The sequence below is a fragment of the Pseudomonas sp. SCB32 genome (genome assembly GCF_009189165.1).
Lineage (GTDB): Bacteria > Pseudomonadota > Gammaproteobacteria > Pseudomonadales > Pseudomonadaceae > Pseudomonas.
The window spans coordinates 4,709,770-4,722,716 of sequence record NZ_CP045118.1 but is presented as its reverse complement, the minus strand read 5'-3'; the positions used below and the strand labels follow the sequence as shown (position 1 = coordinate 4,722,716).

Genomic DNA, 12,947 nt, shown 5'->3' with positions numbered 1-12,947 from the left:
AGGAGATATGACATGGACCGGCTGAGCGCCCTGCTGACCGAGACCTTCGCTCCCTACACCCCCACCCTGGGGGCGGCACGCCCCGATGGCGGCCGTATCCTGACCCTGACCAACGACGAAGGCGAGGTCGTGCTGCGCCGGGTACTCGACGGCCAGCAGCTGGCCGACGAGCACCAGTGCGAAGAGGCGATCCAGTCGGTTCGCCGTGACCTGCTGATCCAGGAAGGGCGGATGGAAGACGATGTCATCGTCGCCCTGAGGCAGCGTGCGCAGGTGCTCAGTTACGGGACGTGATTTTTCCTGGTCTGCGCTATACGAAACGCCGCCCCCATGGGCGGCGTTTGCGTTACTAGCCCCGACCAAGAGACTCCAAGGTCTGCAGCTACGGGGCGTGGCTTTCGTAGGAGTGGACTTTGTCCGCGATGCTTTTCGTTTCTGGTTTGGGTGTTTCTGCGCCGCTTCGGTGTGCGCGGGGACTTTTTGTTTCGCCCCCTCGGGCGAGTCACTTCTTCCAAACGTCGGAAGGCCGCCCCAAAAGAAGTAACCAAGAAGGCTTGCCCCTGCATCCGGTTTTTCGCTTAGGCGAAAAATTCCCTCGTTCCATCGAAGTTTCAGGGGCACGCGTCGACGGGCCATCCATGGCCCAACGACGCTCTCGCGACATCCATGTCGCTCAACCCCTGAAACTCCGATTCCACTCGGCCTCCTGAAGGGGCGCTCAGGTGCGCGCGGAAATGTCTCTGGAAATCTTCAAGGGCAAAAGAAGAGCGCCTCGCTCCGAGCTGGCTCTGCTTCCGTAGGAGCGGGCCTTGTCCGCGAAGTCTCACCACTGCACCCACGCTGCAGGATGAACACCCGTAGGGCGAATAACGCGCAGCGTTATCCGCCTTGATGGGTTTCGCTTCGCTCTACGCCATCCTACGAAGAGCAATTCAGCATGAAGCAGCCAGAGTTGCAGGCGCGCGCAGAGTCCCGTCAGGAGGCCGACCCTCGGAGCGATACCGGAAGGAGGGAACCCCGGCGAAGCCGGGGCCGGATGTCGGGACGAGACTTTTGCCTACTTTGCGTCGTTTGGCAAAGTAGGTCGCCCGAGGGGGCGAAACAAAATCTCTCAGCGCACGCCGAAGCGGCGCACACACTGAACCCAAAAGCATCGCGGACAAAGTCCGCTCCTACGAAAGCCGGTTTCCCCAAGGGCGGCTACGAAGCTGCGAAAGAATGGCCGTAACGTCGTACGCGTTACACCGCCCCCTGCTGACGAAGTGCCGCAATGGCCGCCGCGTCATAACCCAGTCCACCGAGCACCTCGTCGGTGTGTTCGCCCAGCCCCGGGCCGATCCAGTCCGCCGAGCCGGGGGTCTCGGACAGCTTGGGCACGATACCCGGCATTCGGAACGGCTTGCCGTCCGGCAGCTTGGCCGAGAGGAACATCTCGCGGGCGAGGAACTGTGGGTCGGCGAACATATCCTCGGCGGAGTAGATACGGCTGGCCGGCACCTCGGCCTCGCCCAACACCTTCAGTACGGTATCCAGCGACTCTGAGCGCGCCCAGCGGTCGATCACGCCGTACAGCTCGTCACGCCGCTGGTCGCGCCCGGCGTTGTCCGCCAGCTGTGGGTCCTCCGCCAGGTCGGTGCGACCGATGGCGAGCATGAAGCGGCGGAAGATCGCGTCGCCGTTGGCGGCGATCTGCACGTGCTTGCCGTCGGCGGTGGTGTGCACGGAGGAGGGGGTGATGCCGGGCATGATGTTGCCGCTGCGCTCGCGGATGAAGCCGAACACGTCGAACTCCGGCACCATCGATTCCATCATGGCGAACACCGCTTCATACAGCGCCACGTCCACCACCTGGCCCTGGCCGCCATTGACCTCGCGGTGGCGCAGCGCCATGAGCGCGCCGATCACACCCCACAGGGCGGCGATGGAGTCTCCGATGGAGATGCCGGTACGCACTGGCGGACGGTCCTCGAAGCCGGTGATGTAGCGCAGCCCGCCCATGGATTCGCCCACGGCGCCGAAGCCCGGCTGGTCCTTGTAGGGGCCGCTCTGGCCGAAGCCGGACAGGCGCACCATCACCAGTTTCGGATTCAGCGCGTGGATCACGTCCCAACCCAGGCCGAGCTTTTCCAGCACGCCGGGGCGGAAGTTCTCGATCAGGATGTCGGCTTCGGCCAGCAGCTTCTTCAGCACCTCGCGCCCGGCCTCGTGCTTGAGGTTCAGGGTCAGCGAGCGCTTGTTGCGCGCCTGCACGAACCACCACAGCGAGGTGCCTTCGTAGAGCTTGCGCCACTTGCGCAGCGGGTCGCCGCCGTCGGGCGACTCGACCTTGATCACCTCGGCGCCGAATTCCGCGCACAGGCGCGAGGCGAAGGGACCGGCGATCAGCGTGCCCAGCTCGATCACTTTGAGGCCGGCGAGGGGTTTGGTGGTGGTGTTCATCGGTCGGTCCGTTCGGCAGGTGGTCGGCGGACTTTACCGCCCGCGCGGGCGTTCGAACAGGCCGCCGGGCCGGCCGTCTACCATCGGTGCTTTGCGCCGGCGATGGGCACGCGTAGAGTAACCCTATCCGAGGACTCTTCTGTCAGCTCGTCCGACTCTGGGCAGGGTAACCCCCGATGCGCGCGCTTCCGTCATTCCACTTCCCCGGCCCTCCGGCGCTCCCTCAGGGATGCGTGCAGGCGGATGGCAAGGGGGTGGCATGGTCCTGAGCCTGCCGACGCTGGTCGTGGTCGATCTCTATGTGCTCACCCTGGTCGGGGTGCTGATGGCGTTTGCCTGGCACAGCGGCCGTCGTGAGCCAACGCTCGGCTACATGAGCGCGATGCTCCTGCTGGGTGCCCTCGGCACCTTCCTCGGCACCTTGCGGGGAATGGGCATCGATCTGGTGCCGATCCTGCTGGGCAACGTCATCCTGCAGCTCTGCGCGGCGATGAACTGGACGTCCATGCGGGTGTTCACCGGACGTCGACCGCATTGGCCGCTGATTGGCGCCGGCGCGGCCCTCTGGGCCCTGCTGTGTCTCTGGCCGGCGTTCTACGAGTCGCTGGCGGCACGGGTGCTGGTCAGTACCTCGATCACCATCGCCTATTGCCTGGCCTCGATCAGCGAGTTGCTGCGCAGCCGCCGCAAGCTGGAGGTGGAGCTGCGTCCGACCCTGCTGCTGATGCTGTTCCACGGCGGCTTTTACGCGGTGCGCCTGGTGGTCGATCACGGCATGCCATTCGAGAGCGTGAGCAACAATGGCCAGGGCAGTACCTTCTTTACCCTGCTGGTCTTCGAGACCATGCTTTACGCCATCGGCATCGCCTTCGCGACCCTCGCGATGGTCAAGGAGCGTGCCGAGCTGCAGTTCCGCAGCGCGGCCCTGAGCGACCCGCTGACCGGGGTGGGCAATCGCCGGGCCTTCATGGATTCCGGCGAGCGGGTGCTGCGCCTGTGCGCTGAACGCGGCGAGCTGGCCTCGCTGCTGCTCTGCGACCTGGACAACTTCAAGCGCCTCAACGACTCCTTCGGCCATCCCGCCGGGGACCGGGTACTGGTGGAGTTCAGCCGTATCACCGCGTCGCGCATGCGCAAGCAGGACCTGTTCGCCCGCATCGGTGGAGAAGAGTTCGCCTGCCTGCTGGTGTCCGCCGATACCGAGGGCGCCTGCCAGGTGGCCGAGCGGGTGCGTCGCGAATTCGCCGAACTGCCGTTCATGGGCGAAGGACAGCTCAGCGTGAGCATTGGCATCGCCACCACCCGCGAAGCCGGCCATGATCTGGAGCGACTGCTGGCGCTGGCCGACCAGGCGCTCTACGCCGCCAAGGCCAAGGGTCGCAACCGCATCGAGCTGGCCGCGCCGGAGCCGGGAACCGATCGTCGTCCCCGCGAGTGATGGACCCTCGGCCGGCGCTTTCGCGGTAGACTTGCCGTCTTCGAAAATTCGCCGGGAACCCCCATGGCCCTGTCCGCCACGCCCTACAAAGCCGATATCAGCCTGACCGACCTCGACCGTGGGGTCTACGAGACCCTGCGCTTCACCGTCGCTCGCCATCCCTCGGAAACCGAAGAGCGCCTGGCAGTGCGTCTGCTTGCCTACGTCATCTGGTACAACGAGCAGCTGGCCTTCGGTCGCGGCCTGTCGGACGTGGAAGAACCGTCGCTCTGGGAAAAGAGCCTGGATGACCGCGTACTGCACTGGATCGAAGTCGGCCAGCCTGACGCCGAGCGCCTGACCTGGTGCTCCCGCCGCTGCGAGAAGCTGACCCTGGTGGCCTACGGTAACCTGCGCGTGTGGACCACCAAGGTGCTCGACACCGTGCGCCACCTGAAGAACCTGAACGTCGTTGCCATGCCCCAGGAGCCGCTGGAGGAAATCTCCCGCGACCTGCCGCGTTCGATCAACTGGACCGTGATGATCAGCGAAGGAACCATCTTCGTGACTGACGAACGCGGCCAGCACGAGCTGCAGGTTGAATGGTTGATGGGCGAGCGTTAATCGCCTGCGGTATCCGCTGTAACCAGGGCGTCGGGATCGGCGCCTGAGACGAAAGAATCGGAACACCCATGCGCATCGAATCCCGCCCCCTCCCGGAAACCCTGCCCAACCTGGGCGACCTGCCGCCGCTGCTGACCCGCCTCTACGCCGCCCGTGGCGTACAGAGCGCCGCCGAGCTGGACAAGGGGCTGGCGCGGCTGATCCCGTATCAGCAGCTCAAGGGCGTGGACGCGGCGGTGGAACTGCTGGTCGATGCGCTGGAGAAGGGCCAGCGGATTCTTTACGTCGGCGACTTCGACGCCGATGGCGCCACCGCCAGTAGCGTCGGCGTGCTGGCACTGCGCATGCTCGGCGCGGCCTGGGTCGATTACCTGGTTCCGAACCGCTTCGAGTACGGCTACGGCCTGACCCCGGAAATCGTCGCCGTAGCGCTGGAAAAGCGCCCGGACCTGCTGGTGACCGTGGACAACGGCATCTCCAGCATCGATGGCGTCGCCGCCGCCAAGGCCGCCGGGCTGCGCGTGCTGGTCACCGACCACCACCTGCCAGGGTCTGAGCTGCCCGCCGCCGACGCCATCGTCAACCCGAACCAGCCCGGTTGCGACTTCCCCAGCAAGGCCATGGCCGGTGTCGGCGTGATCTTCTATGTGATGCTCGCCCTGCGTGCCCGCCTGCGCGAACGCGGTTGGTTCGCCGCCCGCGGCATCGCCGAGCCGAACCTGGCCGAACTGCTCGACCTGGTGTCCCTGGGCAGCGTCGCCGACGTGGTGCCGCTGGACGCCAACAACCGCATCCTGGTGCACCAGGGCCTGGCGCGCATCCGCGCCGGCCGTGCCCGTCCCGGTTTGCGCGCGCTGCTGGAAGTGGCTGGGCGCGATTGCCGGCGAATCACCTCCACGGACCTGGGATTCATCCTCGGTCCGCGCCTGAACGCCGCCGGCCGCCTGGACGACATGTCCCTGGGCATCGAAATGCTGCTCTGCGAGGACGAAGGCCTGGCCCGTGAAATGGCAGTGCAGCTCGACGCGCTCAACCAGGACCGCAAGGCCATCGAGCAGGGCATGCAGCGCGAGGCGCTGGCCCAGCTCAAGGAACTGCCGGTGGAGGAGATGCCCTTCGGCCTGTGCCTGTTCGACCCGGAATGGCACCAGGGCGTGATCGGCATCCTCGCCTCGCGCCTGAAGGAGCGTTACCACCGTCCGACCATCGCCTTCGCCGATGCCGGCGACGGCACGCTCAAGGGCTCGGCGCGCTCGGTGCCGGGCTTCCACATCCGCGACGCGCTGGACGCCGTGGCCGCCCGTCATTCGGGGCTGATCAGCAAGTTCGGTGGCCACGCCATGGCCGCCGGCCTGTCGCTGCCGCAGGAGAACTTCGGTGCCTTTGCCGCCGCTTTCGATGCCGAGGTGCGCCGCCAGCTGGATGAAGAAGACCTCACCGGCCGCCTGCTCTCCGACGGCCAACTGGGCGCCGAGGAATTCCACCTGGAACTGGCCCGCGCCCTGCGCCAGGCCGGTCCCTGGGGCCAGCATTTCCCCGAGCCGCTGTTCCACGGCATCTTCCAGATCGTCCAGCAGCGCGTGGTCGGCGAGCGTCACCTGAAGCTGGTGCTCAAGACTGAATGCGGCTCGCTGCAACTGGACGCCATCGCCTTCAACATCGACCGCGAAATCTGGCCGAACCCCACCGTGCGCTGGGCGGAAGTGGCCTACAAGCTGGACGTCAACGAATTCCGCGGTAATGAGACCGTGCAGCTGATGGTGATGCATATCGCGCCGCGCTGAGGCTTTGCCGTTATGGCGCCGCCCAGGGGCGCGGCGCTGGCGAATGGCTGAAATACGGCATCGGGCGACGACTGTCGCACGCTGCCCGGCGATCCCGGTCTACAGTGTGAGGTACACGACCAGAGGGAGTTTCGCCATGAGCCAGTTGTTCGAGCCCTTGACCCTGCGCCAGCTGACCCTGCCCAACCGCATCGCCGTTTCCCCCATGTGCCAATACTCCGCCCAGGACGGACTGGCCAACGATTGGCACTTGGTCCACCTGGGTAGCCGCGCCGTCGGAGGCGCCGGGCTGGTGATAGTCGAAGCCACTGCTGTCGCCCCGGAAGGGCGGATCAGTGCCGAAGACCTGGGTATCTGGAGCGATGAACAGATCGAGCCGCTGCGGCGCATCACCCGCTTCCTGGAATCCCAGGGGGCAGTGGCCGGCGTGCAGCTGGCCCACGCCGGACGCAAGGCCAGTACCTGGGCGCCCTGGCTGGGCAAGCACGGTTCGGTGCCGCTCAGCGAGGGAGGATGGACCCCGGTGGCACCCTCGGCCATCGCCTTCGACCCGCAGCACACCGCACCCATCGCCCTGAGCGAAGAGCAGATGGCGACCATCAAGCAGCAGTTCGTGCGCGGCGCCGAGCGCGCCCTGGCCGCCGGTTTCAAGATCGTCGAAGTGCACGCGGCCCACGGCTACCTGCTGCATCAGTTCCTTTCGCCGCTGTCCAACCAGCGCCGCGACCAGTACGGCACCTGCTTCGAGAATCGTATCCGCTTCCTCCTGGAGGTCACCGAAGCCGTGCGCGCGGTATGGCCGCAGGAGCTGCCGCTATTCGTCCGTCTGTCCGCCACCGACTGGGTGGAGGACGGCTGGAACCCCGACGAGACTGTTGTGCTGGCGCGACGCTTGAAAGACCTGGGCGTGGACCTGATCGACGTGTCTTCCGGCGGCACTGCGGCGAACGCCGAGATCCCGGTGGGGCCGGGCTACCAGACGCAGTTCTCCGAGCGCGTGCGCAAGGAAGCCGGGGTAGCCAGCGGCACCGTCGGCATGATCACCGAGCCGGTTCAGGCCGAGCACATCCTGCGCACCGGTCAGGCCGACCTGATCCTGCTGGCCCGCGAGCTGCTGCGCGATCCTTACTGGCCACTGCACGCCGCCGATGAGTTGGGCGGCCAGCAGGTCCCGTGGCCGGCGCAATACCTGCGCGCAGCCCAGCGTGGAACACCCAAGCGCAAGGCCTTCGGGCAGGTCTGATGCCTGGCCGGGTCACGCGGCCCGGTACCGCGTGACCCGGTGGATCAGTGATGCGGGGCCATTCTTCGCGAATGGTCCGGCAGCCGCCCGCACACAACTCTTCTCGAACCCGTGGCGATGCCGCCGTATCAGAAAGGCTTGCCGCCACTCATTCGTTGCGACTGTCCCTGGCCGTGAACAGGGCGGGGCGAAGCGGTGCGGTGAAGGGACGAGCTTCCTCGTCCCGTGCACTGGTGACGGGGGTTCTGTCGAGGTGCTCGATAATCCAGGCGTCATCCTTGCGTTTCAGCAAGTAGGACAGCGGAACTCCGTTTCTCACCACGCGTTCCGGGCCCTTGCGATCGAGGGCATAGAGGGATACTTCATAGGCCTCGGTGTCACCCGTCCTGCTACGACTGGAGGGAACCAGGCGTGCATAGTTGAGCACCGGCGAGCCGGCCAGTTGCCCGAGGATGTGCTCACCCAGATGAGCATCGGAGTACAACGGGTAATAGGCGGGGGCCGAAGGTGAGCTGATATCGATCACGTGGAGAAAACTGTAGCGCTGCCAGTCTCCGGCCGTGAAAAGGCCGTCTCCGGGGCCGGCGAGGACCAGATAGCGCTTCTTCGGCAGGTTCATTGCCAGTAGGCGAGCGTTGGGCATATCCAGCCGGGGGAAATTGCCCCAGGGGGTTGCGATGGCATTGAAGCGCTTCTTGCCGATCATCAGCGAAGCCGCCTCTTCGCCGCCGTCCAGATAGATCGGCGAGTTCTTCACGTCGGCGCGATAGGCCGTTCCAGTCTTCGAAACCTGGTTGCCGAAGTGTGCACTCAGTACTGAGGTGGAAAGCTGCTCGCCGCTCCAGATGCTCTCAAGCGCGACGGCGAGGCTTTCATCGACATCGGCATGGGCCGGTTGCATAAGGCCCAGCAGTGGCAGGAGGTAGGGGAGTAGCCGGGTGGTGAGCCGCATGGGTGTCTCGCATTCAGGAAATATGTTCAGTAGCTCGCCGCCAGGGTGAATACAGGGCCCCATAAGGGATGACCCGATTCGGCACTTTCAAGGTGGAACGAAGGATCGATCTGCAGAGCCCGCTCGAAGGCGAACCGGCATTGGATCGGTCGCTCGGTAACGCAATAGCTGAACGCCAGGTACTTGAGCGCTTTCAGTTGCACCTCGGTATCGACGGCCCAGATGTCCGGGGAGAGGAATTGCGCTTCGGCGAGGTAGTAATGGCCACCCTCGTACAGGCGCATCCCTTCATTGAAGGTGTTCTCGGCGCGCACTTGTGTCTCGTTTGGCGCGGGTGCGGGTGGCGCTTCGATCCGGTTTTTGCAACCTGACGTCGCCGCCATGCAGGCGATCAGGAGCGACGTCGGCCAAAGGCGGTTAGTTTTCATGCTGCTGTCCGTTTACTGAAAGTGGTCTTGCCGGCGGTTCACTGGAAGCTGTGCTGCAGCGTCGTTGCCTGGCCGGCGGAGATCTGCAGCCTCTGGCTGACGCTGGGCAGGCCCGGGTTGCGAAGCTCTATCAGGTAGGTTCCGGGGCGCAGTTGCAGCTTGAGTAGCGGCGGGCTGATGCCGTGCTTCTGGCCGTCGATCCACACCTCCCCCCAGGGCTTGATCGCGACGATCAGCGTGCCGACCTTGGCCTGCGGATGCGCGCTGTCAGGATGTTGCGGCCTGGTGACACGTGCGGGCTTGGCCGCCGTGATGGTCATGGCTGGCAAAGGCGCAGGGCGTGCTTTCTGCTCCCCACTGGCAGGTGGCGCGGATTCTGATTGTCCCGGTGCGGACGTATCCGGGGGGACGGGCGCCAAGGACGCCGATGGCACCTGAGCCAGGGGACTCGGCTGGGCCGGTTGTATCTGGCCATCCGCTTCCGAGGCGGGCGAGGGCGGGCTGGCGGACCACTCGGGTTCGGGATGCACCGGGGGTGAATCTTCCGGCACGGGCTCGGACGGTGGGATGAAAAGATGTCCGCTGTCCGAGGGCTCCAGCGTTGCGGCAACAGTGGCCTCGTGGTGGCTTTCGGCATCTGTCAGCGAGGTGCTGGTGCCTGCATCGTGATCGAGCGGGCCACTGACAGTGCTATCGATTGCCCATGGTCGCCATTGCGTTATAACCACTGCAGTGAGCAGCGTGCCCAGGGCGATGCCACCGATCAGCGCCCAGTTCAATGCCGGCCTGGGTGTCGGTTCAAGAAGGCGTGACGCGGGCGCCGGCAAGCCGGAGATACCGGGCAGCAGCGCGTCGTCCAGCGTCCTCTCGGCCTGGAGTGATTCCTGAGCAGATACTGGCGAACGAACCTCGGGGAGCGGCGTCACGTCGTAGGCGGTACCGCCGACCTCCCAGGCGTCAGGTTCTACCTCATGGGCCGACTGCGTGGGCTGGTTGGGCACGCGGGCCTCTCCAACGGAGCTGTGCATGCCGGGAGCCATGATCAGGGAATATCGCTCGGAATGACGTTGGTCCCTGGTATCGGCATCGCGCTGGGTGAAAGCGGTGGACCTGTATTCATTGTCCGCCGTGCGGTACGGACTATACGGGGAGGCATGGGGCTGGTGAGGGACCGCTACCGGGGCTGAACTATTCAGAGGTGTCCGAGCGTTGGTGTTTCGAGTGGTGTTCGCGGTCGATTCCATTGGGGCTGTATCTTCGAGACGTTGAAACAGGGAACTTCCTTGTTCTCGCGCGTGAAGGATATGGACAAGCCGCTGTTCATCACGAAAAGAAAGAATTCAAAGTTCTGACAATTCAGTGGTGAATCGTAGGTGTTCGATTTCTTACGCTCCAACGCTTGTAGGCCTTCCTGCCGCTGAAAGGGCGAATTGAGCGGTGGGTCGCGCTTTGTGCCGGGAGTTCAGCGACTGGGATGGGCGCTTAGTGGCTGTGTTTACGCTCTTATCGACGATCTTGGCGTGATTTTTGAGTTGTGGACTGGACGCTCTCAGCCGATGGCCAATCAGATGTTCCCGGTCTACCAGACACTGTTCACCCTGCGCGGGCGGGGTAGGGTGGAATGACCCGTGGCACTGCCGCATGGCCACCAGGTCGGGATTGGTCAATCCGATGTGAGCGTGTGTCAGGACAAAAATTGAAATGTGACAGCTGTCGCAAAATTCCATTCTGATGCTAGGCTTGCCCCTGCTCGCGCAAGGACTGCGCATTTCCCACCGGAGCACGCATGGACGCCTCTGCAACGCCCTCCGCGATCCCGCAATCCGAAATCGCCCTGCTGGCGAATATCCTTGCGCTCGCGACTCGCAACATGAGCAATCTCAGCGCGCTTATCACCCAGCTGTCGGTGGAACTCGGCCATAGTCCGGACCCGCACCTGCAGCGCGTGGGGCAGCGGGTGCTGGCGGATGTGGACGTGCTGTCGAAATCGCTGGATACCCAGTGGGAGCTGATCGGCGCCCTGGCGCGCTTTTGTCCGCTGCTGTCACGCACGCCGCTGGTGAAGCCGACGCTGGTGACGGAAATCCATATCACCGAATTGCCCGACCGGGGTTAGTTCGTGCACCCCCTGTAGGAGCGGGCCATGCCCGCGATCGCGCGCATGGCGCGCTCCTACAGTCATGCGGTCGCGTACGTCTGGAAGGGCGCCCGGTCAGAGAGACGAAATCACTCCCCGGCCTGCGCCAGCTCGAAGCTCATCATCAATGCCCAGGGCGCATCGCTGTCGCCGACGCGGATCGGTTGCAGCAGCTCAACCCGGCGGCCCTTCACCTGTTCCCAGCTCTTGCCCAGGGCGATGGCATTGCGCGCCTCCTGCGGCAGTTCGCTGGCCTTGTCGCCCAGGCGGCGGGCGTCGGGGTGGGTGACGTAGACGCCGGCGTTGGAGATCAGCGCGTACTGTCCGTTGCCCATGGGCGTGAGCTTGCCGAGGCTCTCCTGCAACTGGTGCAGGGTGTAGTCGGCGCCGAGGATGCCGAGGAAGCGGCCGTTGGCGAACATCGGTGACATGAACGAAGTCATCAGCACGGTGCTGCCGCCAACGCTGTATTCGTAGGGTTCCATGAATACGTCGCGGCCCTTGTCGCGGGGAATCTGGTACCAGTCGCCGCTGCCGTCGGCTTTGTCGTAGCCCACCAGGCATTCGCGCTGGGCCACGCCGCTGCCGCGGTGCCAGTAGGCCATGAGGCGGCCGCTGGCGTCGTGCCCCGAGGCGCTGGCGAACTCGGCGTCGCGACCGTCGAAGGCGTTGGGCTCGCAACCGCAGGCGAAGGCCAGCAACTCCGGGTTGCGGGTCAGGTATTCGTGCATCACCGCATCGATCTGCTCACGCTGTGGGCCGAGGTTGCGGGCCTTCATGCCGAGGATGAAGTTCTTCAGGCCGTAGAGCGCGGTGGCCATCACGGCGAAGCGTGCTTCCAGGCGCTGGGTCTCGCTGGCGAGCACCACGCGGGCGGTGTCCAGCAGACTGGAGTGCTCGGCCTGCTCGACGTCGGCCAGGGCGCGGGCGCTTTCGCTCTTGATCGAGGCGACGACGTTGCCGATGTCGGCGGTGGCGTTGGCCGACTGGGTGGCCAGGCGGCGCACCTCGTCGGCGACCACCGCGAAGCCGCGCCCGCTTTCCCCGGCGCGGGCGGCTTCGATGGCGGCGTTGAGGGCCACCAGGTTGGTGTTCTTGGCGATCTGCTTGATGACTTCCGAGACCTTGCTGATCTCTGTCCAGCGCACGTTGAGGTCGGCGATCAGTTGCTTGACCTGGTCAATGGTGGAGCGGGTGCTGGAGCTGTCTCCGGCCTTGGCGGGCCGTTTTTCGAGTGTGGTTGGCATGACGTGGGACTGCTGTGTCGGGTGAGGGCAGATCAAGACGAGGGCCTCGATTCTTCTTGGGTCAGCCGCGCCCTGGGGCGCGGTCATGCGGGTTGTAGGATGGCGTGGAGCGAAGCGATACCCATCGTGCTTGGCGCGAATCGCATGGGTTTCGCTGCGCTCTACCCATCCTACGAGAGCCGCTTACCAGCCGAGCTGCTTGTGCAGGCCGAGGGCATCGTAATAGTCGCCCTGGTAAACGATCTTGCCGTTCTTCACCTTCACGTAGCTCACACCGTCGAACGACAGCGGCTTGTTGGTCGCCGGGGTCTGGGCATCCCAGGCGCCGGTGTTGGTGCCGCTGAAGGTCCACTGGAAGGCAATGCCATCCTTGTCGACGATCGGCTTGCCATTCATCTTCCACTTCAGGTCCGGAACGGCACCTACGAACACCTTGATCACATTGTCGCGCGCGGCTTCGCGACCCTTCTGCGGGGTGCCGACGGTGACGTCGAAGTACTCCGCGTCCTTGGCCAGGTAGCTGGCGGCCTTCTCGGCATCGTGGGCGTTCCACGCGGCCATGTAGGCATCGACGATCTGTTTTGGCGACTCTGCGGCCTGGACAAGACCAGCAAAGGTGAACAGCGACAGCAGGTAAAACGCTCTGACGAGGTGACGCATGCTTGCCTCCGTTGCG

At 64.9% G+C, this 12,947-nt stretch carries 12 protein-coding genes and 1 pseudogene; 6 read left to right on the top strand and 7 right to left on the bottom strand.

Translation table 11 applies throughout. The features are described 5' to 3' along the window. The first annotated feature begins 12 nt into the window (after positions 1-12). The gene (locus GA645_RS21505; RefSeq protein ID WP_152225249.1) at positions 13-294 is read left to right on the top strand and encodes a DUF3509 domain-containing protein; all 282 of its coding nucleotides are present in this window, start codon (positions 13-15) and stop codon (positions 292-294) included. 945 nt (positions 295-1,239) lie between these two features. Here the strand turns inward: GA645_RS21505 and GA645_RS21500 are convergent. Further along, positions 1,240-2,439 carry a CaiB/BaiF CoA-transferase family protein gene (locus tag GA645_RS21500; protein WP_152225247.1) on the bottom strand — a complete coding sequence of 400 codons (1,200 nt, stop codon included), beginning with the start codon at positions 2,437-2,439 and terminating at the stop codon, positions 1,240-1,242. Between the two features lie 259 nt (positions 2,440-2,698). Here GA645_RS21500 and GA645_RS21495 point away from each other — a divergent pair, with 259 nt between their 5' ends. From GA645_RS21495 to GA645_RS21480, 4 genes are all read left to right on the top strand, one after another. Further along, on the top strand, positions 2,699-3,877 hold the full coding sequence (locus GA645_RS21495) for a GGDEF domain-containing protein (protein WP_152225234.1): 1,179 nt from the start codon (positions 2,699-2,701) through the stop codon (positions 3,875-3,877). Positions 3,878-3,940: 63 nt separating this feature from the next. Continuing rightward, a complete protein-coding gene (locus GA645_RS21490) occupies positions 3,941-4,480 on the top strand; it encodes a YaeQ family protein (protein WP_152225232.1) in 540 nt (179 codons plus the stop codon). Positions 4,481-4,548: 68 nt separating this feature from the next. Then, the gene (recJ, locus tag GA645_RS21485) at positions 4,549-6,264 is read left to right on the top strand and encodes a single-stranded-DNA-specific exonuclease RecJ (protein ID WP_152225230.1); all 1,716 of its coding nucleotides are present in this window, start codon (positions 4,549-4,551) and stop codon (positions 6,262-6,264) included. Positions 6,265-6,400: 136 nt separating this feature from the next. Then, positions 6,401-7,507 (top strand): NADH:flavin oxidoreductase/NADH oxidase, encoded by a 1,107-nt coding sequence (locus tag GA645_RS21480; protein WP_152225228.1) that lies wholly within the window; start codon positions 6,401-6,403, stop codon positions 7,505-7,507. Positions 7,508-7,655: 148 nt separating this feature from the next. Here the strand turns inward: GA645_RS21480 and GA645_RS21475 are convergent, their stop codons facing one another. The 3 genes from GA645_RS21475 to GA645_RS21465 are packed head-to-tail and all read right to left on the bottom strand — an operon-like array spanning position 7,656 to position 9,888. Then, positions 7,656-8,459 (bottom strand): hypothetical protein, encoded by an 804-nt coding sequence (locus tag GA645_RS21475; protein ID WP_152225226.1) that lies wholly within the window; start codon positions 8,457-8,459, stop codon positions 7,656-7,658. Positions 8,460-8,485: 26 nt separating this feature from the next. Then, positions 8,486-8,887 (bottom strand): TssQ family T6SS-associated lipoprotein, encoded by a 402-nt coding sequence (locus GA645_RS21470; RefSeq protein WP_152225224.1) that lies wholly within the window; start codon positions 8,885-8,887, stop codon positions 8,486-8,488. 38 nt (positions 8,888-8,925) lie between these two features. Next, the gene (locus GA645_RS21465; RefSeq protein WP_152225222.1) at positions 8,926-9,888 is read right to left on the bottom strand and encodes a hypothetical protein; all 963 of its coding nucleotides are present in this window, start codon (positions 9,886-9,888) and stop codon (positions 8,926-8,928) included. Positions 9,889-10,673: 785 nt separating this feature from the next. Here GA645_RS21465 and GA645_RS21460 point away from each other — a divergent pair. Beyond that, entirely contained in the window at positions 10,674-11,003 is a 330-nt protein-coding gene (locus GA645_RS21460; RefSeq protein ID WP_152225220.1) for a hypothetical protein, read from the top strand. A 110-nt stretch (positions 11,004-11,113) separates the two neighbouring features. Here GA645_RS21460 and GA645_RS29200 read toward each other — a convergent pair whose 3' ends face one another. From GA645_RS29200 to GA645_RS21450, 3 genes and pseudogenes are all read right to left on the bottom strand, one after another. Next, entirely contained in the window at positions 11,114-11,890 is a 777-nt protein-coding gene (locus tag GA645_RS29200) for a cache domain-containing protein (RefSeq protein WP_372239814.1), read from the bottom strand. A gap of 87 nt (positions 11,891-11,977) precedes the next feature. Next, positions 11,978-12,271, bottom strand: a pseudogene (locus tag GA645_RS29340) (methyl-accepting chemotaxis protein); the annotation flags it as partial. 183 nt (positions 12,272-12,454) lie between these two features. Continuing rightward, entirely contained in the window at positions 12,455-12,931 is a 477-nt protein-coding gene (locus GA645_RS21450) for an ester cyclase (RefSeq protein ID WP_152225216.1), read from the bottom strand. Between the last annotated feature and the right edge of the window lie 16 nt (positions 12,932-12,947).